This window comes from Enterobacter sp. J49, from assembly GCF_002148625.1.
GTDB classification, from domain to species: domain Bacteria; phylum Pseudomonadota; class Gammaproteobacteria; order Enterobacterales; family Enterobacteriaceae; genus Enterobacter; species Enterobacter ludwigii.
Genome location: NZ_MWPY01000020.1, coordinates 31369 through 58063, shown reverse-complemented (window position 1 = coordinate 58063; position 26695 = coordinate 31369). Strand labels below are relative to the sequence as shown.

26 protein-coding genes are annotated in these 26695 nt (G+C 55.6%); 11 read left to right on the top strand and 15 right to left on the bottom strand.

Annotated features, from left to right (window positions below; all coding sequences use genetic code 11):
- Window positions 1-2: 2 nt before the first annotated feature.
- The 6 genes from dgoD to BJP35_RS03460 all read right to left on the bottom strand — a co-directional run bounded on the left by dgoD (window position 3) and on the right by BJP35_RS03460 (window position 5491).
- The gene (gene dgoD, locus BJP35_RS03485; RefSeq protein WP_014167964.1) at window positions 3-1151 is read right to left on the bottom strand and encodes a galactonate dehydratase; all 1149 of its coding nucleotides are present in this window, start codon (window positions 1149-1151) and stop codon (window positions 3-5) included.
- Window positions 1148-1765 carry a 2-dehydro-3-deoxy-6-phosphogalactonate aldolase gene (locus tag BJP35_RS03480; RefSeq protein WP_032680045.1) on the bottom strand — a complete coding sequence of 206 codons (618 nt, stop codon included), beginning with the start codon at window positions 1763-1765 and terminating at the stop codon, window positions 1148-1150. The genes dgoD and BJP35_RS03480 overlap by 4 nt, the downstream gene beginning before the upstream one ends.
- On the bottom strand, window positions 1749-2627 hold the full coding sequence (locus BJP35_RS03475; protein ID WP_040018330.1) for a 2-dehydro-3-deoxygalactonokinase: 879 nt from the start codon (window positions 2625-2627) through the stop codon (window positions 1749-1751). The genes BJP35_RS03480 and BJP35_RS03475 overlap by 17 nt, the downstream gene beginning before the upstream one ends.
- Complete coding sequence (dgoR, locus tag BJP35_RS03470; RefSeq protein ID WP_006177594.1) at window positions 2624-3313, bottom strand: D-galactonate utilization transcriptional regulator DgoR; 690 nt, start codon at window positions 3311-3313, stop codon at window positions 2624-2626. Before dgoR ends, BJP35_RS03475 begins: the two co-directional genes overlap by 4 nt.
- A gap of 226 nt (window positions 3314-3539) precedes the next feature.
- On the bottom strand, window positions 3540-4352 hold the full coding sequence (yidA, locus tag BJP35_RS03465) for a sugar-phosphatase (RefSeq protein WP_032679289.1): 813 nt from the start codon (window positions 4350-4352) through the stop codon (window positions 3540-3542).
- Window positions 4353-4465: 113 nt separating this feature from the next.
- The gene (locus BJP35_RS03460) at window positions 4466-5491 is read right to left on the bottom strand and encodes an NAD(P)-dependent alcohol dehydrogenase (protein WP_014167960.1); all 1026 of its coding nucleotides are present in this window, start codon (window positions 5489-5491) and stop codon (window positions 4466-4468) included.
- 109 nt (window positions 5492-5600) lie between these two features.
- Between BJP35_RS03460 and BJP35_RS03455 the strand changes: the two genes are divergently transcribed.
- Window positions 5601-6548, top strand: coding sequence for a LysR family transcriptional regulator (locus BJP35_RS03455; protein WP_047742681.1), 948 nt, complete (start codon window positions 5601-5603; stop codon window positions 6546-6548).
- Window positions 6549-6581: 33 nt separating this feature from the next.
- On the opposite strand, the gene gyrB is transcribed toward BJP35_RS03455, so the two are convergent.
- From gyrB to dnaA, 4 genes are all read right to left on the bottom strand, one after another.
- Complete coding sequence (gyrB, locus tag BJP35_RS03450) at window positions 6582-8993, bottom strand: DNA topoisomerase (ATP-hydrolyzing) subunit B (protein WP_020882753.1); 2412 nt, start codon at window positions 8991-8993, stop codon at window positions 6582-6584.
- A gap of 28 nt (window positions 8994-9021) precedes the next feature.
- Complete coding sequence (gene recF, locus BJP35_RS03445) at window positions 9022-10095, bottom strand: DNA replication/repair protein RecF (RefSeq protein WP_025202644.1); 1074 nt, start codon at window positions 10093-10095, stop codon at window positions 9022-9024.
- Between the two features lie 147 nt (window positions 10096-10242).
- Window positions 10243-11343 (bottom strand): DNA polymerase III subunit beta, encoded by a 1101-nt coding sequence (gene dnaN / locus BJP35_RS03440; protein ID WP_014167956.1) that lies wholly within the window; start codon window positions 11341-11343, stop codon window positions 10243-10245.
- 4 nt (window positions 11344-11347) lie between these two features.
- Window positions 11348-12745 (bottom strand): chromosomal replication initiator protein DnaA, encoded by a 1398-nt coding sequence (gene dnaA / locus BJP35_RS03435; RefSeq protein WP_020882755.1) that lies wholly within the window; start codon window positions 12743-12745, stop codon window positions 11348-11350.
- Window positions 12746-13345: 600 nt separating this feature from the next.
- Between dnaA and rpmH the strand changes: the two genes are divergently transcribed.
- The 9 genes from rpmH to BJP35_RS03385 all read left to right on the top strand — a co-directional run bounded on the left by rpmH (window position 13346) and on the right by BJP35_RS03385 (window position 20865).
- The gene (gene rpmH / locus BJP35_RS03425; RefSeq protein ID WP_000831330.1) at window positions 13346-13486 is read left to right on the top strand and encodes a 50S ribosomal protein L34; all 141 of its coding nucleotides are present in this window, start codon (window positions 13346-13348) and stop codon (window positions 13484-13486) included.
- Between the two features lie 16 nt (window positions 13487-13502).
- The gene (rnpA, locus tag BJP35_RS03420) at window positions 13503-13862 is read left to right on the top strand and encodes a ribonuclease P protein component (protein ID WP_014172301.1); all 360 of its coding nucleotides are present in this window, start codon (window positions 13503-13505) and stop codon (window positions 13860-13862) included.
- Window positions 13826-14083: a membrane protein insertion efficiency factor YidD gene (gene yidD, locus BJP35_RS03415; protein ID WP_001307474.1), complete on the top strand. Its 258-nt coding sequence runs from the start codon at window positions 13826-13828 to the stop codon at window positions 14081-14083. Before rnpA ends, yidD begins: the two co-directional genes overlap by 37 nt.
- A gap of 2 nt (window positions 14084-14085) precedes the next feature.
- Window positions 14086-15729: a membrane protein insertase YidC gene (yidC, locus tag BJP35_RS03410; RefSeq protein ID WP_014172300.1), complete on the top strand. Its 1644-nt coding sequence runs from the start codon at window positions 14086-14088 to the stop codon at window positions 15727-15729.
- 72 nt (window positions 15730-15801) lie between these two features.
- On the top strand, window positions 15802-17166 hold the full coding sequence (mnmE, locus tag BJP35_RS03405) for a tRNA uridine-5-carboxymethylaminomethyl(34) synthesis GTPase MnmE (RefSeq protein ID WP_014172299.1): 1365 nt from the start codon (window positions 15802-15804) through the stop codon (window positions 17164-17166).
- A 111-nt stretch (window positions 17167-17277) separates the two neighbouring features.
- Window positions 17278-18453: an MFS transporter gene (locus BJP35_RS03400; RefSeq protein ID WP_047742678.1), complete on the top strand. Its 1176-nt coding sequence runs from the start codon at window positions 17278-17280 to the stop codon at window positions 18451-18453.
- Entirely contained in the window at window positions 18422-19393 is a 972-nt protein-coding gene (yidZ, locus tag BJP35_RS03395; protein ID WP_047742677.1) for an HTH-type transcriptional regulator YidZ, read from the top strand. The genes BJP35_RS03400 and yidZ overlap by 32 nt, the downstream gene beginning before the upstream one ends.
- Window positions 19394-19515: 122 nt before the next feature.
- On the top strand, window positions 19516-20262 hold the full coding sequence (locus BJP35_RS03390) for a 4'-phosphopantetheinyl transferase superfamily protein (RefSeq protein WP_014172296.1): 747 nt from the start codon (window positions 19516-19518) through the stop codon (window positions 20260-20262).
- A gap of 36 nt (window positions 20263-20298) precedes the next feature.
- The gene (locus tag BJP35_RS03385) at window positions 20299-20865 is read left to right on the top strand and encodes an NADPH-dependent FMN reductase (RefSeq protein WP_020882759.1); all 567 of its coding nucleotides are present in this window, start codon (window positions 20299-20301) and stop codon (window positions 20863-20865) included.
- A gap of 87 nt (window positions 20866-20952) precedes the next feature.
- On the opposite strand, the gene BJP35_RS03380 is transcribed toward BJP35_RS03385, so the two are convergent.
- Window positions 20953-22290 carry an NCS2 family permease gene (locus BJP35_RS03380; RefSeq protein ID WP_138614807.1) on the bottom strand — a complete coding sequence of 446 codons (1338 nt, stop codon included), beginning with the start codon at window positions 22288-22290 and terminating at the stop codon, window positions 20953-20955.
- A gap of 165 nt (window positions 22291-22455) precedes the next feature.
- On the opposite strand from BJP35_RS03380, the gene yieH reads away from it, so the two are divergent.
- Window positions 22456-23121: a 6-phosphogluconate phosphatase gene (gene yieH, locus BJP35_RS03375; RefSeq protein WP_014172293.1), complete on the top strand. Its 666-nt coding sequence runs from the start codon at window positions 22456-22458 to the stop codon at window positions 23119-23121.
- Between the two features lie 84 nt (window positions 23122-23205).
- Here the strand turns inward: yieH and phoU are convergent, their stop codons facing one another.
- The 4 genes from phoU to pstC are packed head-to-tail and all read right to left on the bottom strand — an operon-like array spanning window position 23206 to window position 26616.
- On the bottom strand, window positions 23206-23931 hold the full coding sequence (gene phoU / locus BJP35_RS03370) for a phosphate signaling complex protein PhoU (RefSeq protein WP_008500182.1): 726 nt from the start codon (window positions 23929-23931) through the stop codon (window positions 23206-23208).
- A 14-nt stretch (window positions 23932-23945) separates the two neighbouring features.
- Entirely contained in the window at window positions 23946-24719 is a 774-nt protein-coding gene (gene pstB / locus BJP35_RS03365) for a phosphate ABC transporter ATP-binding protein PstB (RefSeq protein WP_014172291.1), read from the bottom strand.
- Window positions 24720-24766: 47 nt separating this feature from the next.
- Entirely contained in the window at window positions 24767-25657 is an 891-nt protein-coding gene (gene pstA / locus BJP35_RS03360) for a phosphate ABC transporter permease PstA (RefSeq protein ID WP_014172289.1), read from the bottom strand.
- A complete protein-coding gene (gene pstC, locus BJP35_RS03355) occupies window positions 25657-26616 on the bottom strand; it encodes a phosphate ABC transporter permease PstC (RefSeq protein ID WP_014172288.1) in 960 nt (319 codons plus the stop codon). The genes pstA and pstC overlap by 1 nt, the downstream gene beginning before the upstream one ends.
- Between the last annotated feature and the right edge of the window lie 79 nt (window positions 26617-26695).

The window sequence follows — 26695 nt, the reverse complement described above, 5'->3', positions numbered from 1 at the left end:
AATTACCACTCAGCGACAGAGCCATCTTCATGACGCCATAACGGGTTGCGCCAGTCAGGCGCGTTTTTACTCAGCTCAATGACTTTGGCTTCGTCGATATCCACGCCAAGGCCCGGCTTCGTTAACGGTTTAAAGAAACCGCCTTCCATGCTGAAATCATCTTTGTTTTTCACAAAGTCGAGCAGTTCCGCGCCCTTGTTATAGTGAATGCCCATGCTCTGTTCCTGGAACACCGCGTTACGCGAGACAAAGTCGACGTGCAGACAGGCTGCCAGTGCGATCGGCCCCAGCGGACAATGCGGTGCCAGCGCCACGTCGTAGGCTTCCGCCATCCCGGCGATTTTGTAGCATTCTGTGATGCCGCCGGCATGCGACAGATCCGGCTGCAATATCGCCAGGCCGCCAGCTTCCAGCACGCGTTTGAACTCGAAGCGCGAGAACATGCGCTCACCGGCGGCAATCGGGATATGCGTCTGTGCGGCCAGTTTCGGGTAGTACTCCGCCTGCTCGGCCAACACCGGCTCTTCGATAAACAGCGGACGGTACGGCTCCAGCTCTTTAATCAGCACTTTGGCCATCGGCGCGCTGACGCGACCGTGGAAGTCCAGGCCAAATTCAATCTCGTTGCCGAACGCTTCACGGATCTGCGCCACGGTATTTACCGCGCGGTCTACCGCCCGTGCGTTGTCGATGACGCCCATCTCTTCGCAGCCGTTCAGTTTAAAGGTGTCAAAACCAATATTGCGCAACTGCCTGATACCGTCGATCACTTCCGCGGGACGGTCGCCGCCCACCCAGCTGTAGGCTTTGATTTTGTCGCGCACCAGGCCGCCCATCAGCTGCCAGACCGGGGCATTCAGCACTTTGCCTTTGATATCCCATAACGCCTGGTCGATACCGGCGATGGCGCTCATCAGAACCGGTCCGCCCCGGTAGAAACCCGCGCGGTACATCACCTGCCACAGGTCGTTGATGCGGGCAGGATCTTGTCCTGTCAGGTACTCGCCCAGCTCATGCACCGCCGCTTCCACGGTACGCGCACGCCCTTCAATGACCGGTTCGCCCCAGCCGACCACGCCTTCATCGGTTTCGATTTTCAGGAACAGCCAACGCGGCGGTAAACGGTACGTGGTGAGTTTGGTTATTTTCATTTCACTGCCTCTCGATACGCTTTCACAAATGCGGCCGCCTGCTGTGCGGTACGTTCGACGGATTGCCCGGCGCGATAAAGATCGCTGCCCAGACCCGCCCCGACACAACCTGCGTTGATCCACTGCGCCAGGTTTTCTGGCGTCACGCCCCCCACCGCAAAGACCGGTACGCTGGCGGGCAATACCGCTTTCAGCGCGCTGATATAGGCCGGACCAAAAGCCGATGACGGGAAAATTTTGAGCGACTGCGCGCCCGCATCGAGAGCCGCGAACGCTTCTGTTGCCGTTGCGCATCCCGGGCAGACGGTCATGCCGTAGCCCACTGCGCGACGGATCACCTCAGGGTGAATATTCGGCGTCACAATCAGCCTGCAGCCCATCTGCGCAAGCTGGTCCACCTGCTCCGGTTGCAGAACGGTGCCAGCGCCAATCAACGCCTTATCACCAAACGCGTCCACGACCGCCGGGATGCTCTTTTCCCACTGTGGGGAATTAAGCGGTATTTCCACGGCGTCAAAACCGGCGTCGATCGCCGCACCTACGTGCGCTAATACCTCGTCGGGCGTGACGCCGCGCAGGATAGCGATGAGGGGAAGATTAGTTTGCCACTGCATGAGCGATGCTCCTTATTCCTGCCTGAAATGCCGTGTCGCCCTCTACCGCCGCCACGTCCCGCCCGATGGCATTGAACGCCTGGCGGTAGCGAGAGGTCAGCGATGAACCCGCGACGAGGGTGATGGTCTGTTGCCCGGCGAACTGCTCGCTCAGGCTGGCGACTTCCGCGCCAATCAACAGGCCCGATAAAAATTCGCTGACCTGCGTACGGGGAAGCGTGCCCAGTACATGCGAAGCGCGAACTTCAAAAAGTTGCGGCAAAACGGCAGGGCTGGCGATACCCCGCTCCAGCCCGGCGGCAAAGGCCTCGGGCGAAGCGTCCTGCTCCGGCAACCCCGCGCCCACCAGCGAGTGCGTCAGCAGCAAGTGGTGCAGCTCACCGGTCATCACGGTGCGAAAATCGTGGATGTGCTCAGCGTCGGCCTGCACCCATTTACAGTGCGTGCCGGGCATGACGTAGACAGAAGAAGGAGAGAGCATGCGCGCGCCAAGGAGCTGGGTCTCTTCGCCGCGCATCACATTGTGGTTATCGTTCCGGGAAACGCATAATCCTGGAATAATCCAGATATTGTCACCAACGGACGTTAACTGCTCGCCAATGGCAGCGAACGCGGCAGGTACGGGCAGATAAGGCGCGACCTTCCAGCCCACGTTACTGCCCACCATGCCCGCCATGACCACCGGCGTGGTGCTCTCGCGCCAGTTGTGTGTCACCTCTGCTAACACCGCCTCGGGGGATTTACCGTTCAGGCGCGTCACGCCTGCTTCTGATTGCCTGCTTTCCAGGCACTGCTCGCCCTGATACAGCCAGGCGCGCAGATTGGTCGATCCCCAGTCAATAGCGATGTAGCGAGATGTCATGTGATTTCCTTCAACCTTCGTGTCGAGCTGGCGATCATCGTGAGTGCCGCCTGCTCTGCCGCATCGCCGTCCTGATGCCGGATAGCATCGAACAGCGCTTTATGTTCCTGGAGCGTTTTTGGCATGTTGGCCTCATCGCCCATCCAGGTTCGTTCAAATACCGCGCGCTGTAGCGAGCTGATGGCAACGCTAAGCTGCTGTAATACCGGGTTATGGACCGACTGCAGCACCGCTTCGTGATAGCGGATGTCCGCTTCGTTGAACGCATCCCGGTTCTGGTTATTGGCAATCATGTCGTTCAGGGCGGACTCAATCTGAGCCAGGTCTCCTGACGTTGCACGTTCCGCAGCCCAACGGGCGATGGCCGGCTCTACCAGGTTTCGTACCTCACTCATCGCGCCAATCAGCCTTGGGTCGTAGTCGTTTTCCAGCACCCACTGCAGGACATCGGTGTCGAGGTAGTTCCACTGATTACGCGGGGCGACAAAGGCGCCGCGGTAGCGCTTCATTTCAATCAGCCGCTTTGCCATGAGCGAGCGAAACACTTCCCGAATGATGTTGCGCGAGGTTTCAAACTCCTCACACAGCTCTGCCTCAGCAGGCAGCGGTGAACCGGGAACGTACTTTCCACCCACGATCTGGGTGCCCAGCGTGATGACGATGCGATCGGTTTTATTGAGAGTCATGGAGAGTCCTTATGCTCTGTATGTTCAGGACTACTTTACCTCGACCGCTGAATTTCGCCTCACTTTTGCAGTACAAACGTGACGCCTTTCATCATTACCGTGGTTGTAATGTAGTACAATCAATTAATGTTGTACTACAATCAAGATCACAAAAAGAACAATTCGATAAATTCAGCGCAAAAAAAAGCCCCGGTTGATAACCGAGGCTGATGAGCGTGAAACGCTGTTACTGCAGGACAAATTTCTCGATCGCGTAGGCAACGCCGTCTTCGAGGTTAGATTTGGTCACGAAATTGGCCACGTCTTTCACCGACGGGATCGCATTGTCCATTGCCACACCCATGCCCGCATATTCAATCATCGCAATGTCGTTTTCCTGATCGCCCAGCGCCATGATCTCGTCCGGTTTGATGCCCAGCGTATCTGCCAGCGATTTCACACCTGTGCCTTTATTAACGCGTTTATCCAGGATTTCGAGGAAGTACGGCGCACTTTTCAGCACGGTGTATTTCTCTTTTACCTCAGCCGGAATGCGCGCTATCGCTTTATCCAGGATGTCAGGCTCATCAATCATCATCACTTTCAGGAACTGGGTGCTCGGATCCATTTTCTCAGCTTCGCAGAACACCAGTGGGATCGTCGCGACATAGGATTCATGTACGGTGTAATAGCTGATATCACGGTTAGCGGTATAGAGCGTATTGCGATCGAGCGCGTGGAAATGGGAACCGACCTCGCGGGACAGTTTTTCCAGGAACAGGTAATCGTCATAGTTCAGCGCGGTTTGCGCCACCGTGCTGCCATCCGCCGCCTTCTGTACCAGCGCACCGTTATAGGTAATGCAGTAATCGCCCGGCTGATTCATGTGCAGCTCTTTCAGGTAGCTGTGCACGCCCGCATACGGACGACCGGTGGTCAGTACCACATTCACGCCTTTTGCGCGCGCAGCGGCAATCGCGTTTTTAACGGCTGGAGAAATAGTGTGGTCTGGCAGCAACAGCGTGCCGTCCATGTCGATAGCAATAAGTTTGATAGCCATAGGGTCCCCGGGATAAATGAGTGCTGCCTCATGCTAACGCGATTAAGCCCACAAAAATAGAGCTACATTGCGCAACAAAAGCCCCCTTTTACGCCTGTCCCGGGGATAACGGCTTACTCGCGGGTGAGGACTATTTTGCCAAAAGCACCGCGGTCGAGGTGTACAAGCGCCTCTTCAAGCTGGTTAAAACGGTAGCGGTGTTCAATCACCGGTTTCAGCCCCGTGACATCGACGGCGCGGACAAAATCTTCCAGCGCACGGCGGTGCCCGACGCCAATCCCCTGAATCACCGGTGATTTCAGCAAGAGTTCGCTGGCAGGCAGCGAGATTTCACTCCCGGCCAACACGCCAATGACGGATATGCGCCCGTGAACGGCAACGGCCCGCAGGGAATGTCTCAGGTTCTCCCCGCCAACGGTTTCAATAATATGGTCGATACCGCGATCCTGCGTCAGCGCGTAAATCTCGTCAGCCCAGTTCCCTTTAAGCCGGTTGATGCCCCGATCGGCACCGAGCGTTTTAGCCAGCGCCAGTTTTTCATCACTGCCCGACGTCACAAAAACTTCTGCACCGTGTGCTTTGGCGATTTGCAACGCGAAGATTGCGACACCGCCTGTGCCTTGCACCAGCACCGACTGTCCGGCACGTAACTGTCCGCGCTCCACCAGTGCAAACCATGCGGTAAGCCCCGCGCAGGGTAAGGTGCTGGCCTCTGCGTCATCCAGCGTTTCCGGGGCGGCCACCAGCCAGTTTTCACGCATGATCACGTATTCAGACAGCATCCCCTGGAAGTAACCGCCCAGCGTCTGGTAGGGCAAATTGCGGGCGTCGCCTTTCGGTTTACCGTCGACCCACTCCGGAGAGAAGGTGGAGATGACGCGAGCACCGGGTTTAAAGCGGGTAACGCCTTCACCCGTACTGTCCACCACGCCTGCCATGTCAGATGCCGGAGTAAACGGGAAGGTGAGCGCGATCGGCATGTTGCCTTCAATGACCATTTTATCGCGATAGTTGAGCGCAACAGCGTTCACCCGCACGCGCACTTCACCCGGGCCCGGCTGGGGAACAGGCGCCTGAGTGAGTCTGAGGTTTTCACGCCCAAGGGCGTCCATTGACCAGCGTTGCATCATCTCTGTCATCTTTTTCTCCTGTTATCAAATGCACTTCAGTACTGACAGTCTAACGTTGACTCATGGTCGCCAGTGGCGATACATTTTCCCACTATTGATTCCTGAAGAACGACAATCCATGACCGATACGCTGAAGGATATTCCCGTTTTTGTCGCCGCCGTAGAGGCAGGCAGTTTTGCTCAGGCCGCGGTGCGTTTGCATTTGTCGCGCTCGGCGGTAGGGAAAAGCATTGCTCGCCTTGAAGCGCGGCTGGGAGTACGCCTGTTTCAGCGCACAACGCGTAGCCAAAGCCTGACCGATAACGGTGCCCTTTTTTATGAACGCTGCCTGCGAGCACTCCAGGAAATCCGTGGCGCGGAGTCGCTGCTGGAAACAGGGAAACATCAGGTGAGTGGCCGTCTGCGTGTTGCCATGCCGGTGCTGTTTGGTCGCCAGTGCATCGCCCCGCTGCTGATAGCCTTGACGCAGGAGCATCCTGCCCTTGAGCTGGAAATGTCATTCAGCGATCGCGTAGTGGATATCGTCGAGGAAGGGTTTGATATGGCGGTGCGAAACGGCGCACTGCCGGACAGCACCATGCTGGTCGCCAGACGCCTGGGGGAACACCGAATGGTGCTGTGCGCCGCGCCGGAGTACCTGAGGAATAACGGCCAGCCTGAAACCGTTGCCGATTTACGCCAGCATAAGGCCATTAACTACCTGCGTGCCGGCAGGGTGTTACCGTGGGAACTGGCGGACCACGAAGGCACGCAGCACACCCTAATTCCCCGCTCATCCCTCAATATGGACGATCTACAGGCTATCTGCGACGCAGCGCTGGCCGGGCATGGTATTGCATGGTTACCCTGCTGGATGGTGCGCAAAGAGCTGCAGAATGGAGGGCTCATCCCACTCTTAAAACAAGCGCCGGATGTGCGTTTCGACGTTCACGCGGTCTGGCAGCAGACGCCGCATCTGCCCCTGCGAGTCAGGATTGCGGTCGACATGCTGGTCAGCCGGTTACCGTCAGTCCTGTCGCTGGAGCTGGATGCTGATAATTCTGCGCCCACAAAAAAGCCGCGCTAAACGCGCGGCCTCTGACTTGCGGTGTAACCACCCTTAGATATCGATATTCGCCGCTTTCAGGGCGTTCTCTTCGATAAAGGCACGACGTGGTTCAACCGCATCGCCCATCAGGGTTGTGAACAGCTGATCGGCTGCAATCGCATCTTTAACGGTCACGCGCAGCATACGACGGCTTTCCGGATCCATGGTGGTTTCCCACAGCTGATCCGGGTTCATTTCACCCAGACCTTTATAACGCTGAATAGACAGACCACGACGGGACTCTTTCACCAGCCATTCCAGCGCCTGCTCGAAGCTTGCTACCGGCTGACGACGTTCACCACGTTCGATAAACGCATCATCTTCAATAAGACCACGGAGCTTCTCACCCAGCGTACAGATACGGCGATATTCCGGACCGGTCACAAACTCGTGCTCCAGGGGGTAATCGGTATCTACGCCGTGAGTACGCACGCGCACAATCGGTTCGAACTGCTGCTGAGCGTTCTGCTGGACATCAAACTTCCACTGGCTGCCGTGCTGCTCTTTCTCGTTCAGCTCGGTTACCAGGGTGTTCACCCAGCGGGTCACAACCTGTTCATCGCTCAGATCGGCTTCCGTCAGGGTTGGCTGATAAATCAGCGCCTTCAGCAGCGATTTAGGATAACGACGCTCCATACGACCAATCATTTTCTGCGCCGCGTTAAACTCGGACACCAGACGCTCCAGCGGCTCACCGGCCAGTGCAGGGGCGTGAGAGTTCGCATGCAGGGTCGCACCATCAAGCGCGATCGCGATTTGGTACTGATCCATCGCTTCGTCGTCTTTGATGTACTGTTCCTGTTTGCCTTTCTTCACTTTGTACAGCGGTGGCTGTGCAATGTAGACGTGGCCACGTTCAACAATTTCTGGCATCTGACGATAGAAGAAGGTCAACAGCAGCGTACGGATGTGCGAGCCGTCGACGTCCGCATCGGTCATGATGATGATGCTGTGGTAGCGCAGTTTGTCCGGGTTGTACTCGTCACGGCCGATGCCGCAACCGAGCGCGGTGATCAGCGTTGCCACTTCCTGAGAAGAGAGCATCTTGTCGAAACGGGCCTTCTCTACGTTGAGGATTTTACCCTTCAGCGGCAGGATAGCCTGATTCTTACGGTTACGGCCCTGCTTCGCAGAACCGCCCGCGGAGTCCCCTTCCACGAGGTACAGTTCGGACAGCGCCGGGTCGCGTTCCTGGCAGTCAGCCAGTTTGCCTGGCAGGCCAGCTAAATCCAGCGCGCCTTTACGACGGGTCATTTCACGGGCTTTACGCGCCGCTTCACGGGCACGTGCCGCATCGATAATTTTGCCAACCACGATTTTCGCGTCTGACGGGTTTTCCAGCAGGTATTCGCTCAGCAGTTCGTTCATCTGCTGTTCAACCGCCGATTTCACCTCAGAAGAGACCAGCTTGTCTTTAGTCTGAGAGGAGAACTTCGGATCCGGTACCTTCACGGAGACAACCGCAATCAGGCCTTCACGGGCATCATCACCGGTGGCGCTGACTTTCGCTTTCTTGCTGTAGCCTTCTTTGTCCATATAGGCATTCAGGGTACGGGTCATCGCCGCACGGAAGCCCGCAAGGTGAGTACCACCGTCACGCTGTGGAATGTTGTTGGTGAAGCAGTAGATGTTTTCCTGGAAACCGTCGTTCCACTGCAGCGCCACTTCCACGCCAATACCGTCTTTTTCGGTAGAGAAGTAGAAGATATTCGGGTGAATGGGCGTTTTGTTCTTGTTCAGATACTCAACGAACGCCCGGATACCGCCTTCGTAGTGGAAGTGGTCTTCTCTGTTGTCGCGTTTGTCACGCAGACGAATCGAGACGCCGGAGTTCAGGAACGACAGTTCACGCAGGCGTTTCGCCAGAATCTCATATTCGAACTCGGTAACGTTGGTGAACGTTTCAAGGCTCGGCCAGAAACGCACCATGGTACCGGTTTTGTCGGTGTCACCCGTAACAGCCAGCGGTGCCTGCGGCACGCCATGCGTATACAGCTGACGGTGAATTTTGCCTTCGCGCTGGATAACCAGCTCCAGTTTCTGCGACAGGGCGTTAACCACGGACACACCTACACCGTGCAGACCGCCGGAAACTTTATAGGAGTTATCATCGAACTTACCGCCTGCGTGCAGAACGGTCATGATAACTTCCGCAGCCGATACGCCCTCTTCCGGGTGAATACCGGTTGGGATGCCACGACCGTCATCGGTGACGGAGACGGAGTTGTCCGCATGGATCGTGACCACGATGTCTTTACAGTGACCCGCGAGCGCTTCGTCGATAGCGTTATCTACCACCTCGAATACCATGTGGTGCAGACCGGTGCCGTCATCCGTGTCGCCGATATACATACCCGGGCGCTTACGCACCGCATCCAGCCCTTTCAGGACTTTGATACTGGAGGAGTCATAAGAATTCGACATCAACGTTTCTCGCTCATTTCAACTTGGGTTAATCCGTTATTTTACCCTTTTCCACGGTAAACATCTTCGAATTTTCGTCCGACATGTCTATAACGTGTTCAGCGCTAATCGCACTGACGAAAACCTGTGACTGCGTGGCTTTTAAGCGGCTGGCAAGTAGCCCGCGCCGCGCGTCGTCAAGTTCCGAGGCAAAATCATCTATCAGGTACAGGCAGCGTCGCCCGCTCTCGCGGGTCAAAAACTCTCCCTGCGCCAGGCGCAGCGCACACATCAAAAGCTTGAGCTGCCCACGCGACAGCGTGTCTTCCACCGGCGCACCGTCGGCACGAATGCGGAAATCCGCCTTGTGCGGGCCATGTGCGGTGTAGGTCAGCATGCGGTCGCGCTCGAAATTTCTCTCTAACACTTCGGCATAATCTGTCTCTTTCTCCCAGCCGCGCTGGAAGGAGAAGGTGAGAGAGAATTCAGGTAAAAACTGTTTGCAGGTGTCGGCCATATCGTCGGCGATACCCGCGCTGTATTCGGCACGCCAGCAGCTGATTTGTTCCGCAAGGGGAATTAATTCCTTGTCCCACGGGCGCAGCTGGGCGTAGCGTGTCACCTGGCGCAGTGCAGCGTTACGCTGCTTAAGCAGGCGCTTCAGGTTGCTCCAGGCGTTAAAGAAACCGGCTTCGTTGTGAAAGCATCCCCAGTCAAGGAAGGCTCTTCTGTATTTGGGGCCGCCATTGAGTAAAGTAAACCCCTCCGGCGTAATCAGCTGCATTGGCATCAGCAGCGCGAGCTCAGCCACTTTGTGGCCGTCAGTACCGTCGATACGAACCTTGCTGTCGCCCTGCTTGTCTTTGGTCAGACCGATGGCCGTTTCACGCTCCTCGCCCTGCAAACGCCCGTGCAGAACAAAGGCTTCCTGTTCGTGGCGAATGACGCGGCCAATTTGCAGACTGCGAAACGCCCGTCCATGGCCGAGCGTATAGATGGCCTCAAGCACGCTGGTTTTACCGCTGCCGTTCGCGCCAACCAGGAAATTAAAGCCAGGGGATAAAGCGAGATCCGCGTTTTCGATATTGCGGAAATCTTTAATTAAAAGGCGCGTCAGTGACATATCTGGATTTCTTCGGGCCAGGGCGTAATCGGCTCAGCCCGTTTCAACGCGGACTGCACGTAGCCCCTGGCGCGTACACGAAGTACGAGACAGGGGCGAGCACAGCCCGGGTTGAAAAAGGCAAGAAAGATAGCCCGATAGCGTTCACTACAGCCTCATCGGCATGACAACATAAGCCGCACTTTGGCTGGCCGCATCTTCAATCTGTACACTCGAAACGGAGTCGGTCAGCAGAATGCGAACGTTCTCGCATTTAAGCGCGTTCAACACATCCAGCACATAGCTGACGTTAAAGCCGATTTCCATCTCAGTCCCGGCATAGGTGACGTCCAGAATCTCTTCTGCCTCTTCCTGCTCCGGGTTGTTGGCGGTGATTTTGATCTGATTTTCGCTCACATACAGACGCACCCCGCGGAATTTCTCGTTAGAGAGAATCGCGGCGCGGGCAAAGGCCTGCTTGAGGCTGTCGCAACCGGCTTCCAGCGTTTTGTCCGGGTTCTTCGGCAATACGCGGCGATAATCCGGGAAACGACCGTCAACCAGCTTCGATGTGAAGACAAAATCACCCACGTGAGCACGGATGTTATTGCTGCCGATCTGCACGCGCAGTGGCGTATCACCACCGTCGAGCATACGCATCAGCTCAATCACCCCTTTACGCGGTACGATCACCGAATGGTTTGGCAGCGAGTCGCCAATGGGCATGGAACAGACTGCCAGTCGGTGACCGTCGGTAGCCACGGTACGCAGCTCTTCACCTTCGGTTTCGAACAGCATGCCGTTTAAGTAGTAACGAACGTCCTGATGCGCCATTGAGAACTGCGTGGCTTCAATCAGACGCTTCATCGTTGCCTGCGGCAGGGTGAATTCAACTTCACTCTGCCAGTCGTCCAGGTTCGGGAAGTCCGCGGCAGGCAGCGTCGAGAGCGAGAAACGGCTACGGCCAGAGCGCACCAGCATACGGTCGCCTTCCAGCTGCACGGCAATTTCAGCGCCTTCCGGCAGCCCGCGGCAGATATCAAAGAATTTACGTGCCGGAACAGTGGTCGCGCCCGCTTCATGCGGCTGAGACAGCGTAACGCGCGCGATCATTTCCATTTCCAGATCTGTGCCGGTCAGCGACAGCGTACCGTCCGCGACCTGAAGCAGCAGGTTTCCGAGAATTGGCAGCGTTGGGCGGCCACCTAATGGGCCACTCACCTGTTGCAGCGGTTTTAATAAATGTTCACGTTCAACGGTAAATTTCATAGCGTCACGATGATAATGTTCTGATTAAATTGGAAAAATCTTCTTTTATGTCGTGGCTTTCTTCGCGTAACTGCTCAATCTTACGACAAGCGTGCAGCACGGTCGTATGGTCACGGCCACCAAACGCATCGCCGATCTCCGGCAGACTGTGGTTGGTTAACTCCTTTGCCAGCGCCATCGCCATCTGACGCGGACGCGCCACCGAGCGGGAACGACGTTTAGACAGCAAATCTGCCACTTTGATTTTGTAGTACTCGGCCACCGTCTTTTGAATATTGTCGATAGTGACCAATTTTTCCTGCAGTGCCAGCAAATCGCGAAGCGCTTCACGCACAAAATCGATGGTGATCGCACGGCCGGTGAAGTTGGCATTGGCAATCACGCGGTTCAGTGCCCCTTCAAGCTCACGGACGTTGGAGCGCAGACGCTTGGCAATAAAGAACGCCACTTCACCCGGCAAGCGAATGTCGTTTTCATCGGCTTTCTTCATCAGGATCGCGACGCGGGTTTCCAGTTCCGGTGGCTCGATCGCCACGGTCAGGCCCCAGCCAAAACGGGATTTCAGACGATCTTCTACGCCGTTGATCTCTTTTGGATAACGATCCGACGTCAAAATGATCTGCTGATTACCTTCCAGCAGCGCATTAAAGGTGTGGAAAAACTCTTCCTGGGATCGTTCTTTGTTGGCAAAGAACTGGATGTCATCGATAAGCAGTGCGTCAACAGAACGGTAGTAGCGTTTAAACTCTTCGATCGCATTGTTTTGCAGGGCTTTTACCATGTCCTGAACGAAGCGCTCGGAGTGCATATACACCACTTTCGCATTTGGCTTACGCGCCATAATGCCGTTGCCTACCGCATGCAGAAGGTGCGTTTTACCCAAACCCGTGCCGCCATAAAGGAACAGCGGGTTGTAGGCACCACCGGGGTTATCTGCAACCTGGCGTGCCGCCGCGCGTGCCAGCTGGTTCGATTTACCTTCAACGAAGTTATCGAACGTGTGTTTAACATTGACGTTAGAACGGTAGGTTTGCTCTGCCGGAGCAGGCACGTTGTCCCAGCCCGAACGGGTCGCCGGAAGGGCGCGCGGTGCCGGAGCGGGGGCTGCCTGAGCAGGTATTGCCACATTTACCGTTTCACGCACGGTCTGCGTGACCGGTTTTGTTCCCACTTCAAAGCGTAGCTGTGGCGCATCGGATCCGCAGAAATCATTCAGCAGTCCATTGATGTTATTAAGGTATTTATCCCTTACCCAATCGAGCACAAAACGGTTTGGCGCATACAAAGCCAGCGTGTTATCGCTCAGTTCCGCCTGCAAGGGGCGGATCCACATACTGAATTCTGTGGCTGGTAACTCATCCTGCAATCGGGCAAGACACTGCTGCCAAAGCGAAAGTGACACGGCGGACTCCACTCGAACAATAAAAGAAAACTATTGAATATTCATGATTGTTGGCGCACATCGACATGACCCTGTGCAAAAGGGTGATGTGCGAACCGCTATCTGCGGTTATACCCGGCCAGGATCGCTGGATCCCGATCGGGACCGCGGATCATAGCCTAAACTGAGCCAGAGATCTTCTGTTTCTCACAGATTCTTCCCGATTTATCCACAGGAAGATCGGAAACCGGGTAAGTGTAAACGATCCTGGGGCGAGTACCCTACGATTTAGCCCGCATATTGGAAAAATTAATGAGCACAGACAATTTCTTGCTTAAATGATCTAACGAAGATCCGGGACGATCCTTGCGCTTTGTTTGGGAGGCCGTATAATCCTCGACCCGGCGCGTGGTGCTCATCTTCCTGCGTCGTCCGTTGCTCATTTTCCACGCGAAAACGTGCGGAAATACGCGGGAAATAAGGAAAGAGAATTGACTCCGGAGTGTACAATTATTACAATCCGGCCTCTTTAATCACCCACGCTGAGGCGTTAGTCGTTCGAAACTCGTTCGGGTATACGCAAAAGTCAGTGAATTTATTCAAGTTTAGGTAGAAATCGCCATGAAACGCACTTTTCAACCGTCTGTACTGAAGCGCAACCGTTCTCACGGCTTCCGTGCTCGTATGGCTACTAAAAATGGTCGTCAGGTTCTGGCACGTCGTCGTGCTAAAGGCCGCGCTCGTCTGACCGTTTCCAAGTAATAAAGCTAACCCCTGAGTGGTTAAGCTAGCATTTCCCAGGGAGTTACGTTTGTTAACTCCCACTCATTTCACTTTCGTCTTCCAGCAGCCACAACGGGCTGGCACGCCGCAAATCACCATCCTCGGCCGCCTGAATTCGCTGGGGCATCCCCGCATCGGTCTTACTGTCGCCAAGAAAAACGTTAAGCGTGCGCATGAACGCAATCGGATTAAACGTCTGACGCGTGAAAGCTTCCGTTTACGTCAGCACGAACTGCCTTCAATGGATTTCGTGGTGGTGGCTAAAAAAGGGGTTGCCGACCTCGATAACCGTGCTCTCTCGGAAGCGTTGGAAAAATTATGGCGCCGCCATTGTCGCCTGGCTCGCGGGTCCTGATAGCCCTCATTCGGGTCTATCAACGCCTGATTAGTCCGCTACTCGGGCCGCACTGCCGTTTCACGCCAACATGCTCAAGCTACGGAATTGAGGCATTGCGCAGGTTTGGAGTGATAAAAGGCAGTTGGTTGACGGTGAAACGCGTATTAAAATGCCACCCTTTACACCCAGGTGGAGACGATCCCGTCCCGCCAGGACCCTTTGATACCAGAGAACACTAACGATGGATTCGCAACGCAATCTTCTTATCATCGCTTTGTTGTTCGTGTCTTTCATGATCTGGCAGGCATGGGAGCAGGATAAAAATCCTCAACCCCAGCAGCAGACCACGCAGACTACGACCACCGCAGCGGGTAGCGCCGCCGACCAGGGCGTACCGGCCAGTGGCCAGGGGAAACAGATTACGGTTAAGACCGATGTGCTTGAGCTGACTATCAACACCCGTGGTGGTGATGTTGAGCAGGCGCTGCTGTTGACCTACCCAAAAGAGCTGAAGTCTAACGAACCGTTCCAGTTACTGGAAACCACGCCTGAGTTTATCTACCAGGCCCAGAGCGGCCTGACCGGTCGTGATGGCCCGGATAACCCGGCTAACGGTGCGCGTCCACTGTACAACGTCGAGAAAGAGACCTTCGTACTGGCTGATGGTCAGAACGAAATCGCTATCCCGATGACCTACACCGACGCCGCGGGCAACACCTTCACCAAAACCTTCACCCTGAAACGCGGTGAATATGCGGTGAACGTGGGCTACAGCGTTCAGAACACCGGTGCGAAACCGCTGGAACTGTCGACCTTTGGTCAGCTGAAGCAGTCCATCAATCTGCCGTCTCACCGTGACACCGGAAGCAGCAACTTTGCACTGCATACCTTCCGTGGCGCGGCGTACTCCACGCCTGATGCGAAGTACGAGAAATACAAATTCGACACCATTGCCGATAACGAAAACCTGAACGTCAGCGCTAAAGGTGGTTGGGTGGCAATGCTGCAGCAGTATTTCGCCACTGCGTGGGTGCCAACGAACGACGGTACTAACAACTTCTATACCGCGAACCTGGGTAACGGTCTTGCAGCCATTGGCTACAAATCTCAGCCGGTTCTGGTACAGCCGGGTCAAACCGGTAAGCTGGCAAGCACCCTGTGGGTCGGTCCGGAAATCCAGGACAAAATGGCTGCCGTTGCGCCGCACCTGGATCTGACCGTGGACTACGGCTGGTTGTGGTTCATCTCTCAGCCGCTGTTTAAGCTGCTGAAGTTCATCCACAGCTTCCTGGGTAACTGGGGCTTCTCCATCATCGTTATCACCTTCATCGTACGTGGCATCATGTACCCGCTGACTAAAGCGCAGTACACCTCCATGGCGAAGATGCGTATGCTGCAGCCTAAGATTCAGGCAATGCGTGAGCGTCTGGGCGATGACAAACAGCGTCAGAGCCAGGAGATGATGGCCCTGTATAAAGCAGAGAAAGTGAACCCACTGGGTGGTTGCTTCCCGCTGCTGATTCAGATGCCAATCTTCCTTGCGCTGTACTACATGCTGATGGGTTCCGTTGAGCTGCGCCACGCGCCGTTCGCCCTGTGGATCCATGACCTGTCTGCACAGGACCCGTACTACATCCTGCCGATCCTGATGGGCGTAACGATGTTCTTCATCCAGAAGATGTCGCCGACCACCGTGACCGACCCGATGCAGCAGAAGATCATGACCTTTATGCCGGTCATCTTCACCGTGTTCTTCCTGTGGTTCCCGTCAGGTCTGGTGCTGTACTATATCGTCAGCAACCTGGTGACCATTATCCAGCAGCAGCTGATTTACCGTGGTCTGGAAAAACGTGGCCTGCATAGCCGCGAAAAGAAAAAGTCCTGATTCGGTAAGTTAACGCTAAAATAAGGGCGGTCGATTGACCGCCTTTTTTATTTGTATTGAACGAGACCAACCATGAGCCATAACGACACTATCGTCGCCCAGGCAACCCCACCGGGACGCGGTGGTGTAGGCATTCTGCGTATCTCCGGCCTGAAGGCCCGCGAGGTCGCCGAAGCGGTGCTGGGTAAACTGCCAAAGCCGCGCTACGCTGATTATCTGCCGTTTAAAGACACTGACGGCACGCCGCTGGACCAGGGCATTGCGCTGTGGTTCCCGGGCCCGAACTCCTTTACCGGAGAAGACGTACTGGAGCTGCAGGGCCACGGTGGCCCGGTCATTCTCGACCTGCTGTTAAAACGCATTCTGACGCTGCCGGGCCTGCGCATTGCAAAGCCAGGTGAGTTCTCCGAGCGTGCCTTCCTGAACGACAAGCTCGACCTCGCACAGGCAGAAGCAATTGCTGACCTGATCGACGCCAGCTCCGAGCAGGCAGCCCGCTCCGCACTGAACTCGCTTCAGGGCGCGTTCTCGGCGCGCGTGAATCATCTTGTGGAAGCACTAACTCACCTGCGCATCTATGTCGAAGCGGCTATCGATTTCCCGGATGAGGAGATCGACTTCCTCTCTGACGGTAAAATTGAAGCTCAGCTTAATAGCGTGATGGCCGATCTCGACGCGGTGCGTGCCGAAGCACGTCAGGGTAGCCTGCTGCGCGAGGGGATGAAGGTCGTGATTGCGGGCCGCCCTAACGCCGGTAAATCGAGCCTGCTCAACGCCCTGGCGGGCCGTGAAGCGGCGATCGTCACCGACATCGCCGGTACCACCCGCGACGTGCTGCGTGAGCATATTCATATCGACGGTATGCCGCTGCACATCATCGACACGGCAGGTCTTCGCGACGCCAGTGACGAAGTAGAGCGCATCGGTATCGAACGCGCCTGGCAGGAGATTGAGCAGGCTGACCGCGTGCTGTTTATGGTGGACGGTACCACGACCGATGCCGTTGATCCGGCGGACATCTGGCCCGACTTTATTGCCCGCCTGCCGGCAAAACTGCCGATCACCGTGGTGCGTAACAAAGCGGATGTGACCGGCGAAACGCTGGGTATTAGTGAAGTGAATGGCCACTCACTTATTCGCCTGTCGGCCCGTACCGGTGAAGGCGTTGACGACCTGCGCAACCATCTCAAACAGAGCATGGGCTTTGATACCAGTATGGAAGGCGGCTTCCTTGCGCGCCGTCGTCACCTTCAGGCGCTGGAAGACGCGGCACGCCACCTCGATCAGGGGAAAGCACAGCTGCTTGGCGCATGGGCGGGTGAACTGCTGGCGGAAGAGCTGCGTCTGGCGCAGCAAAATCTGAGTGAGATAACCGGCGAATTTACCTCGGACGATCTGCTGGGACGGATTTTCTCGAGCTTCTGTATCGGCAAGTAATTACCGCTGATGAAGGGTGATTTCCTCCCGGGAAATCACCTTTGTCCAAATGGCAACTCGCCTAATCCCTTTTATCCCCCTATTCTGCTTGCCTGCATCTATGGGGGGTTTATGGCTCGTTTTCTGTTTTGTAGTTTTGCGCTGGTTCTGCTTTATCCATCGGGTATTGATATGTATCTGGTGGGGCTGCCGCACATTGCCCGCGATCTGGGTGCCAGCGAGGCGCAGCTGCATATTGCGTTTTCGGCCTATCTCGCAGGGATGGCATCATCGATGGTATTTGCCGGGAAAATCGCAGACAAAGCGGGTCGTCAGCCCGTGGCCATTACCTGTGCCATCATCTTCGCGCTGGCGTCAATGCTCTGCTCCCTGGCCCAGGACAGTACTCTGTTCCTGACAGGACGCTTTATCCAGGGGATAGGTGCCGGTGGCTGTTATGTAGTGGCCTTCGCCATCCTGCGCGATACCTTAAGCGCTCAGCGCCGTGCCAAAGTGCTTTCCATGCTCAACGGTATTACCTGCATCATTCCGGTGATGGCGCCGGTGGTGGGCTATCTGATCATGCTGAAATTCCCGTGGCAGAGCCTGTTCTGGACGATGGCGGCCATGGGTGCGCTGGTCTTTATCCTCTCGATCACGGTGTTGAAAGAGACCCATCCAGGCTCGCAAAACACAGGCCATACGGCAACCCTTCATCCGGCCGAGACGCTGCTAAACCGCTTTTTCCTGAGTCGCCTGGCCATTACCACACTGAGCGTGGCGGTGATCCTGACGTATGTAAACGTTTCCCCGGTGTTGCTGATGGAGACCATGGGGTTTGATCGCGGTGAGTATTCCACCGTGATGGCACTTACCGCGATGGTCAGTATGGCCGTCTCGTTCTCGACGCCGTTCGCACTGAATATCTTCCGTCAGCGCACGCTCATGCTAACCTCGCAGGTGCTGTTCCTCGCTGCGGGGGGGATTCTGGCGACCACCAGCACACATGCGCTGATGCTGGTAGGGATTACGCTGATTTGCGCCGGCTTCTCCGTCGGCTTTGGCGTGGCGATGAGTCAGGCACTTGGCCCGTTCTCGCTGCGCGCGGGTGTGGCAAGCTCGGTGCTGGGTATTGCACAGGTCTGCGGTTCGTCGCTGTGGATATGGCTGGCGGCGGTCATCGGCCTTAATGCGCTCAATATGCTGATCGGGATTCTGATTGGTTGTAGCATGCTCTGCATTACCTTACTTATGGTCATCCAGCCCGCGGCCCATTATGAAGAAGCCAATCAGCAGTCTCGATCTTAACCTGTTGTTGTGTCTGCAGCTTTTGCTGCAGGAGCGCAGCGTAACCAAAGCCGCGAAACGGATGAACGTGACCCCGTCCGCGGTAAGTAAATCGCTGGCGAAACTGCGCGACTGGTTTGACGATCCGCTGTTTGTGAAAACACCGTTAGGCCTGCTGCCGACACCGCTGACGATGAGCCTGGAGCAGGATTTGGCCGACTGGATGCAGATTGGCAATCAGATCCTCGATAAATTCCATCATGACTCCCCGGGCGGGCTGACGTTCGTGCTGGCCGCGGAAACGCCTCTGATGCTGATCCGCTTTAATGCCCTGCTCGAGCAGGTCAATCAGCGCTATCCACAGGCCACGGTAAAGATGCGCCACTGGGATTACGACTCGGTGGATGCCATTACGCGCGGAGAAGTCGATCTTGGCTTCACGGGCCGTGAAACGCATCCGCGCTCCCGCGAGCTGTTGAAGCTGATGCCGTGGTTTATCGACTACGAAATTCTGTTCAGCGACCGTCCCTGCGTCTATTTGCGCGAAGATCATCCGGCTCTTCGGGAAGAGTGGAACCTGGAGACTTTCCTGCGCTATCCGCATATCAGCATCTTCTGGGAGCGCAGCGACACCTGGGCGCTTGATGAGGTGCTCAGAGAGATGGGACGTGAGCGCAATATCGCCATGAGCCTGCCAGGTTTCGAACAGTCGATGTTTATGGCGGCGCAGCCCGACCATAACTACATCGCCACGGCGCCACACTACTGCCATCACTATAATCAACTCCACCAGCGTAAGCTGATCGCCCTGCCCATTCCCATTGATGAAGCCCAGGCTGAAAAACTGACCGTTCCTTTCACGCTGATCTGGCATAAACGAAACAGCCATAATCCGAAAATCCTCTGGCTCCGTGAGACAATCAAAGCGCTATATGCCGCTCCAGCGCTTATTTTTGCCTAAGAAAATGTAAAGTTGGGTCCTCAGGCTTCTCTTACTCCCATTTACTGATTAAAACAGAAGGCAAGTTAAGCGATAATCATGTAACCGTTTAACCGAATACGACCATTATCAAGGAGCGAAAAATGGCAACGCACTTTGCAAGAGGGATACTGACAGAGGGACATCTCGTATCGGCCAGAATTTCATCCGCGTGTCACCAGGAAGCACGTAAACTGCCGGAGCATCGCCGGACGCGGTTTTTGGCATCCCGCGCGCTTCTCGCTGAGCTGATGTTCATGCTGTACGGCACCAGTGAACTGCCGGATATCCTCACCCAACCTGAAGGCCGCCCGGTCTTTGCCGACCCGGAGCTGCCGCGTTTCTCCATTGCCTACACGGGCAATATCATTGGCGTCGCGCTCACCACTGAAGGGGATTGCGGCCTGGACATGGAGCTTCAGCACGCAACCCGCGGCTTCCACGGCGCGAACCCACACGATGACTACCCGCTTTCCAGCAATGAAAAGCTGTGGGTGCGTAACCAGAACGATCCCATCGAGGCCAGAGCTCAGCTCATTACCTTACGCCAGAGCATTCGAAAGCTCTGTGGCTGTGCATCAGACGACGCCAGCCTGCTGCAATTGCTTCCAGGCTCCGGACGCCTGCGTTCCGCTAAAGCCACGCTGGTAGAGGCGCTCAGCGATGCTGAAGACGTACTGATTTGGTCCATCGCGGTGACCCCCGCCATCGAACGATTGAAAATCTGGGAATTTGACAGTCAACACGGATGGAGTAGCCTTCCGGATGTGCCCGAGCGAGCCAACGAACCCGCCGCGCGCCTGATGAGATTAACCAGTTTACCGGCAGAAAAAGCATATACCCTTAGCTGATCCATTCAGGGTCATCATGATGAAACAGGAGTAATCATGTCTGATACGTTGAAAGTTGTTACGTTACTGGGAAGCCTGCGCAAAGGTTCATTTAACGGGATGGTTGCCCGCACGCTGCCTCAGCTGGCACCGGCAGGTATGGACATTAGCGCCCTGCCATCGATTGGCGACATTCCGCTTTACGACGCGGACGTGCAGCAGGAAGAAGGGTTTCCACAGAGCGTAGAAGCGCTTGCAGAGCAGATCCGCCAGGCAGACGGCGTGGTCATTGTTACGCCTGAATATAACTACTCCGTTCCGGGTGGCCTGAAGAACGCCATTGACTGGTTATCCCGTCTCCCGGAGCAACCGCTGTCGGGTAAACCGGTGCTGATCCAGACCAGCTCTATGGGCGCGATTGGCGGGGCACGCTGCCAGTACCATCTGCGTCAGATTCTGGTCTTCCTGGATGCGATGGTAATGAACAAACCGGAATTTATGGGGGGCGTGATTCAGAACAAGGTCGACCCGCAGACGGGTGAAGTGGTGGATCAAAGTACGCGTGACCATCTTTCTGGCCAGCTGACCGCGTTTGGTGATTATATTAAGCGAGTGAAAGCTTAAACGTAGCCTGACACCCTCACTCTGGCCCTCTCCCACCGGGAGAGGGCGCAAACACAAAAGCCCTTTTCGACGAAAAGGGCTTTCTGTTTATTTTGCATCAATAAAAACAATCTTCAGCACAAACAGCAGCGCCACAATGATAACGCACGGGCTGAGGTCGCGGAAGCGACCGGTACCAATCTTCATGACGCAGTAGGAGATAAAGCCCAGCGCGATACCTTCGGTGATCGAGAAGCTAAACGGCATCATCACCGCGGTAATAAACGCAGGCACCGCTTCGGTTAAATCATCCCACTTCACGCGCGACAGGCTGGAGGTCATTAACACCCCCACGTAGATCAGCGCGCCGGCTGCCGCATACGGAGGCACCATGCCCGCCAGTGGTGACAGGAAGATCACCAGCAGGAACAGGATACCCACCACAACCGCCGTCAGACCGGTACGGCCACCCACAGAGACACCTGAAGAGGATTCAATGTAAGCGGTAACAGACGATGTACCGATAAACGCGCCGGTGACAGAGGAGACACTGTCAACAAACAGCGCCTGCTTCATGCGCGGGAATTTCCCATTCTCATCCGCCAGGCCGGCTTTGTCGGTCACGCCAATCAGCGTACCGGAGGAGTCAAACAGGTTAACCAGCATGAAGGAGAAAATCACGCCCGCCAGACCCAGGTTCAGGGAGCCTGCCAGATCGACGTGCCCAATGACGGTAGACACGCTCGGTGGCGCGGAGACAATCCCTTTGTACTGCACATCGCCCAGCATCCAACCCAGCAGCGTGGTGACCACGATAGAAACCAGCACGGCCGCATGAATATTGCGCGAAGCCAGGATAGCGATGATAAAGAAGCCCAGCACGCCCAGCAGCACGTTGTGCGAGGTCAGGTGACCGATGCTCACCAGCGTGTCCGGGTTAGCCACGATAACGCCTGCGTTTTTCAGACCCATCATGCCGATAAACAGACCAATACCGCTGGTAATCCCCACGCGCAGGCTCACCGGAATATTGGCTATCATCCAGTAACGTACGCGGAAAATGGTCAGCAACAGCAGGCCAACCGCGCCCCAGAAGATAGCGCCCATGCCGACCTGCCATGGCAGACCCATCGCCTGGACGACCACGAACGCGAAGAAAGCGTTTAGACCCATTGCCGGGGCCAGCGCCACGGGCAGGTTAGCGAACACACCCATCAGGATACTGCCCAGCGCAGCGATCAGACAGGTGGTCACGAAGACGGCGCTGGTGTCCATGCCAGCAACGCCCAGAATTTGTGGGTTAACAAAAACGATATAGACCATCGTCAGGAAGGTGGTGAAACCGGCGATCACTTCGGTGCGTGCCGTTGTGCCGTGCTCACGTAGTTTAAACACGCGCTCAAGCAGACCCTGACCAGATGTCTGGGTAGTGTGTTGTTGACTCATCATCAATTTCCGAACAAGGAGGGAAAATTCGTCGCTATCCTATACCAAAATGCGACAATAGTGGCGGTTACAAGATACTTTTTTCATTGATTTTGCTTATACGGCAACGATTGCGTCTCATTAAACTGCCGTACGTAAACGTTAAACTTGTAAAAAGGGAAAGGCATGTCCGGAATTGAAGCGGTATTTTTCGACTGCGACGGTACGCTGGTCGACAGTGAGGTCATTTGTTCCCGCGCGTATGTGACCATGTTCAGGGAATTTGGCATTACGCTGGATCTCGAAGAGGTGTTTAAACGCTTTAAGGGCGTGAAGCTCTACGAGATCATCGACATCATTAACGAAGAGCACGGTGTGGATCTGGCAAAAGCAGATCTGGAGCCGGTCTACCGCGCCGAGGTCGCACGCCTCTTCGACTCCGAGCTGGAGGTCATTGCCGGGGCGAATGCGCTTCTGGATGCGATGACGGTGCCCATCTGCGTGGTCTCGAACGGTCCGGTCAGCAAAATGCAGCACTCGCTGGGTAAGCTTGAAATGTTGCACCACTTCCCGGAAAAACTGTTCAGCGGCTACGATATCCAGCGCTGGAAGCCAGACCCGGCGTTGATGTTCCATGCAGCAAAAGCGATGAACGTTAACGTGGCGAACTGCATTCTGGTGGATGACTCTTCTGCGGGAGCGCAGTCGGGAATTGATGCGGGTATGGAGGTGTTTTACTTCTGCGCCGATCCGCACAACAAACCGATCGATCATCCAAAAGTGACGACCTTCACCGATCTGGCGCAGCTGCCAGAATTGTGGAAGGCTCGCGGGTGGAATATTACTCGCTGAAAAAAGCCGGATAGCGCTGACGCTTATCCGGCCTATAGCGCTCGCAGGCCCGGTAAGCGCAGCAGCACCGGGCATGTTAGCGCATCACTCTTTCGGATCTTTACCCGCCAGCAGCTTGTCCAGCTCATCGCCGCCAACGTGACGGAAATCCTGTCCTTTCACGAAGTAGAAGATGTATTCGCAAATGTTCTGGCAACGGTCACCGATACGCTCAATTGAGCGCGCGCAGAACAGCGCGGTCAGGACGCTTGGGATCGTACGGGAGTCTTCCATCATGTAGGTCATCAGCTGACGCACGATGCCTTCATACTCCTGGTCGACCTTTTTGTCTTCACGATAGATACGTACCGCTTCGTCCAGATCCATTCGCGCAAAGGCATCCAGTACGTCATGCAGCATCTGCACGGTATGACGACCCAGCGACTCGAGGCTCACCAGCAGTGGCTGGTGCTGCTGAGAGAATTTCTCCAGCGCGGTGCGGCAGATTTTATCCGCAACGTCACCAATACGCTCCAGCTCGGCGATGGTTTTGATGATCGCCATAACCAGACGCAGGTCGCTCGCCGTTGGCTGACGCTTGGCGATAATACGCACGCAGGCTTCATCAATGGCGACTTCCATCATATTGACGTTTTTATCACCTTCGATAACGCGCTTCGCCAGCTCGCTGTCCTGGTTGTGCATCGCGGTAATGGCATCGGAAAGCTGCTGCTCAACCATGCCACCCATGGTCATCACCTGAGTGCGAATACTTTCCAGCTCTGCGTTGAACTGGCCTGAAATGTGTTTGTTAAGATTGAGATTGTCCATAGCGCGCTCCTGAATCAACCGTAACGACCGGTGATATAGTCTTCTGTTTGCTTTTTAGCGGGCTTGGTGAACAGATCGTCCGTATTACTGAACTCAATCAACTCGCCCAGGTACATAAACGCCGTGTAATCGGAACAACGCGCAGCCTGCTGCATGTTGTGGGTCACGATAACCACGGTGTAATCCTGCTTCAGCTCGGTGATCAACTCTTCAATACGGCCGGTTGAGATCGGGTCCAGAGCTGAACACGGCTCATCCAGCAACAACACTTCCGGGCGAATGGCGATACCACGCGCAATGCACAGACGCTGCTGCTGACCACCGGAGAGAGAGTAACCGCTCTGGTGCAACTTATCTTTGGTTTCGTTCCATAATGCGGCCTTGGTCAAAGCCCACTGAACGCGCTCATCCATATCCGTACGGGAGAGCTTTTCAAACAGACGTACGCCAAAGGCGATGTTGTCATAGATAGACATCGGGAACGGCGTCGGTTTCTGGAACACCATCCCGACTTTCGCACGCAGCAGGGCGATATCCTGGCTGTTGGTCAGAATGTTATCGCCGTCCAGGATGATTTCACCTTCGGCACGCTGCTCCGGATAGAGCGAATACATTTTGTTAAAGGTACGCAGCAGCGTGGATTTACCACAGCCAGACGGACCGATAAATGCCGTGACCTGGTTCCTGGCGATATCCAGGTTGATGTTCTTCAGGGCATGGAATTTGCCGTAGTAGAAGTTCAAATCACGAACCTGAATCTTACCCGGGGCAGTATCAACCATACTCATTGACTCATTTCCTCATTCGGCGCCGCGATCTGCCGCGCCGTAAAAATTTAACCGTGTTTCTGCTTCGCGAAAATGACGCGCGCCAGAATGTTCAGCAACAGTACGCAAAGGGTAATGATCAGCACCCCGGCCCAGGCCAGCTGCTGCCATTCCGCGAATGGGCTCATCGCAAATTTAAAAATCGTCACCGGCAGGTTGGCGATCGGCTGCATCATGTCCGTACTCCAGAACTGGTTGGAGAGGGCAGTAAACAGCAGCGGTGCCGTTTCGCCTGCAATACGGGCAATGGCCAGCAGGATACCGGTCATGATCCCGGAGACGGAGGCTTTCAGCGTAATCGCAGAGATCATTTTCCACTTCGGCGTGCCCAGCGCGTAAGCCGCTTCACGCAGGCTATCCGGCACCAGTTTCAGCATGTTCTCGGTGGTACGAATGACGATAGGTACCTGCAGCAGCGCCAGCGCAATCACGCCGGCCCAGCCGGAGAAGTGTTCCATCTGCGCCACCACAATGGTGTAAACAAACAGACCGACCACGATAGACGGCGCAGACAGCAGGATGTCGTTAATGAAACGAATCACCTCTGCCAGCCAGGATTTACGCCCGTACTCCGCCAGATAAATCCCCGCCATAATGCCAAGCGGTGTACCAACTACCGTCGCCCAGAGGATCAGCAAACCGCTTCCCGCCAGGGCATTCGCCAGGCCGCCGCCCGCCGTATTTGGCGGCGGCGTCATCTCGGTGAACAGTGAAAGCGACATCCCGTCGATGCCGCGCACAACGGTCGAGAACAGGATCCAGACCAGCCAGAACAGACCGAACGCCATCGTTGCCATTGAGAGCGTCAACGCAACGCGGTTTTTGAAACGACGCTTCGCCTGCATTTTGCGACGGGATTCCGCCAGCGCAGTGGTGCTTTGCATTTCGAGAGTTGCCATTAGCGTGCCCCCTCATTTTTTGCGAGACGCAGGATCATCAGCTTGGAGATCGCCAGCACAATGAAGGTAATCACAAACAGGATCAGGCCCAGTTCCATCAGCGCCGCGACGTGCAGCCCGGATTCCGCTTCGGCAAATTCATTCGCCAGTGCGGAAGTAATACTGTTACCCGGCATGTAGAGGGAGGCGCTGTCGAGCTGGTAGGTGTTACCGATAATAAAGGTCACCGCCATGGTTTCACCCAAAGCACGGCCTAAACCCAGCATGACGCCGCCAATCACCCCATTTTTGGTGAACGGAAGGACGATGCGCCAGATAACTTCCCAGGTGGTGCAGCCGATGCCGTAGGCCGACTCTTTCATCATCACCGGGGTTTGTTCGAAGACATCGCGCATTACCGCCGCAATGTACGGAATAATCATAATGGCGAGGATCACCCCCGCAGCCAGAATACCGATACCGAAAGCCGGGCCAGAGAACAGGGTGCCGACAAACGGAATGGCGGAGAGAACATTACCCACCGGTTCCTGGAAGTACGTTGCGAACAGGGGAGCAAAGATAAACAGGCCCCACATGCCGTACACGATACTTGGAATAGCGGCCAGCAGTTCAATGGCGATACCCAGTGGACGACGCAGCCAGCCCGGCGCCAGTTCCGTCAGGAACAGGGCAATACCAAAGCTCACCGGCACCGCAATCAGCAGGGCGATAAACGACGTCACCAGCGTGCCGTAAATCGGCACCAGCGCACCGTAGATATCGTTCGGCGCATCCCACTCTTTGGTCCACAGGAAGGAGAAACCGAATTTCTGGATGCTCGGCCAGGAGGAGAAAATCAGGGACACGATAATGCCGCCCAGCAGCAATAGCACAATCAGCGCAGCCAGTTTGACCAGCGCGCTGAAAATCATGTCACCTTTTTTACCCGGAGGGTTAAATGCAGGCTTTGTTGCAGCCATAAATCACTCTTCTGTTAAACGCGTTTACGAAATCGGCGGGTAGCGCGAGCGCCACCCGCCATTTTCGTCAGAATACTAA

Excerpts from the sequence above, each read along its gene's own strand:
- dgoD (WP_014167964.1), bottom strand. The coding sequence starts at position 1,151 with ATGAAAATAACCAAACTCACCACGTACCGTTTACCGCCGCGTTGGCTG.
- BJP35_RS03480 (WP_032680045.1), bottom strand. The coding sequence starts at position 1,765 with ATGCAGTGGCAAACTAATCTTCCCCTCATCGCTATCCTGCGCGGCGTC.
- BJP35_RS03475 (WP_040018330.1), bottom strand. The coding sequence starts at position 2,627 with ATGACATCTCGCTACATCGCTATTGACTGGGGATCGACCAATCTGCGC.
- dgoR (WP_006177594.1), bottom strand. The coding sequence starts at position 3,313 with ATGACTCTCAATAAAACCGATCGCATCGTCATCACGCTGGGCACCCAG.
- yidA (WP_032679289.1), bottom strand. The coding sequence starts at position 4,352 with ATGGCTATCAAACTTATTGCTATCGACATGGACGGCACGCTGTTGCTG.
- BJP35_RS03460 (WP_014167960.1), bottom strand. The coding sequence starts at position 5,491 with ATGACAGAGATGATGCAACGCTGGTCAATGGACGCCCTTGGGCGTGAA.
- BJP35_RS03455 (WP_047742681.1), top strand. The coding sequence starts at position 5,601 with ATGACCGATACGCTGAAGGATATTCCCGTTTTTGTCGCCGCCGTAGAG.
- gyrB (WP_020882753.1), bottom strand. The coding sequence starts at position 8,993 with ATGTCGAATTCTTATGACTCCTCCAGTATCAAAGTCCTGAAAGGGCTG.
- recF (WP_025202644.1), bottom strand. The coding sequence starts at position 10,095 with ATGTCACTGACGCGCCTTTTAATTAAAGATTTCCGCAATATCGAAAAC.
- dnaN (WP_014167956.1), bottom strand. The coding sequence starts at position 11,343 with ATGAAATTTACCGTTGAACGTGAACATTTATTAAAACCGCTGCAACAG.
- rpmH (WP_000831330.1), top strand. The coding sequence starts at position 13,346 with ATGAAACGCACTTTTCAACCGTCTGTACTGAAGCGCAACCGTTCTCAC.
- yidD (WP_001307474.1), top strand. The coding sequence starts at position 13,826 with ATGGCGCCGCCATTGTCGCCTGGCTCGCGGGTCCTGATAGCCCTCATT.
- yidC (WP_014172300.1), top strand. The coding sequence starts at position 14,086 with ATGGATTCGCAACGCAATCTTCTTATCATCGCTTTGTTGTTCGTGTCT.
- mnmE (WP_014172299.1), top strand. The coding sequence starts at position 15,802 with ATGAGCCATAACGACACTATCGTCGCCCAGGCAACCCCACCGGGACGC.
- BJP35_RS03400 (WP_047742678.1), top strand. The coding sequence starts at position 17,278 with ATGGCTCGTTTTCTGTTTTGTAGTTTTGCGCTGGTTCTGCTTTATCCA.
- yidZ (WP_047742677.1), top strand. The coding sequence starts at position 18,422 with ATGAAGAAGCCAATCAGCAGTCTCGATCTTAACCTGTTGTTGTGTCTG.
- BJP35_RS03390 (WP_014172296.1), top strand. The coding sequence starts at position 19,516 with ATGGCAACGCACTTTGCAAGAGGGATACTGACAGAGGGACATCTCGTA.
- BJP35_RS03385 (WP_020882759.1), top strand. The coding sequence starts at position 20,299 with ATGTCTGATACGTTGAAAGTTGTTACGTTACTGGGAAGCCTGCGCAAA.
- BJP35_RS03380 (WP_138614807.1), bottom strand. The coding sequence starts at position 22,290 with ATGAGTCAACAACACACTACCCAGACATCTGGTCAGGGTCTGCTTGAG.
- yieH (WP_014172293.1), top strand. The coding sequence starts at position 22,456 with ATGTCCGGAATTGAAGCGGTATTTTTCGACTGCGACGGTACGCTGGTC.
- phoU (WP_008500182.1), bottom strand. The coding sequence starts at position 23,931 with ATGGACAATCTCAATCTTAACAAACACATTTCAGGCCAGTTCAACGCA.
- pstB (WP_014172291.1), bottom strand. The coding sequence starts at position 24,719 with ATGAGTATGGTTGATACTGCCCCGGGTAAGATTCAGGTTCGTGATTTG.
- pstA (WP_014172289.1), bottom strand. The coding sequence starts at position 25,657 with ATGGCAACTCTCGAAATGCAAAGCACCACTGCGCTGGCGGAATCCCGT.
- pstC (WP_014172288.1), bottom strand. The coding sequence starts at position 26,616 with ATGGCTGCAACAAAGCCTGCATTTAACCCTCCGGGTAAAAAAGGTGAC.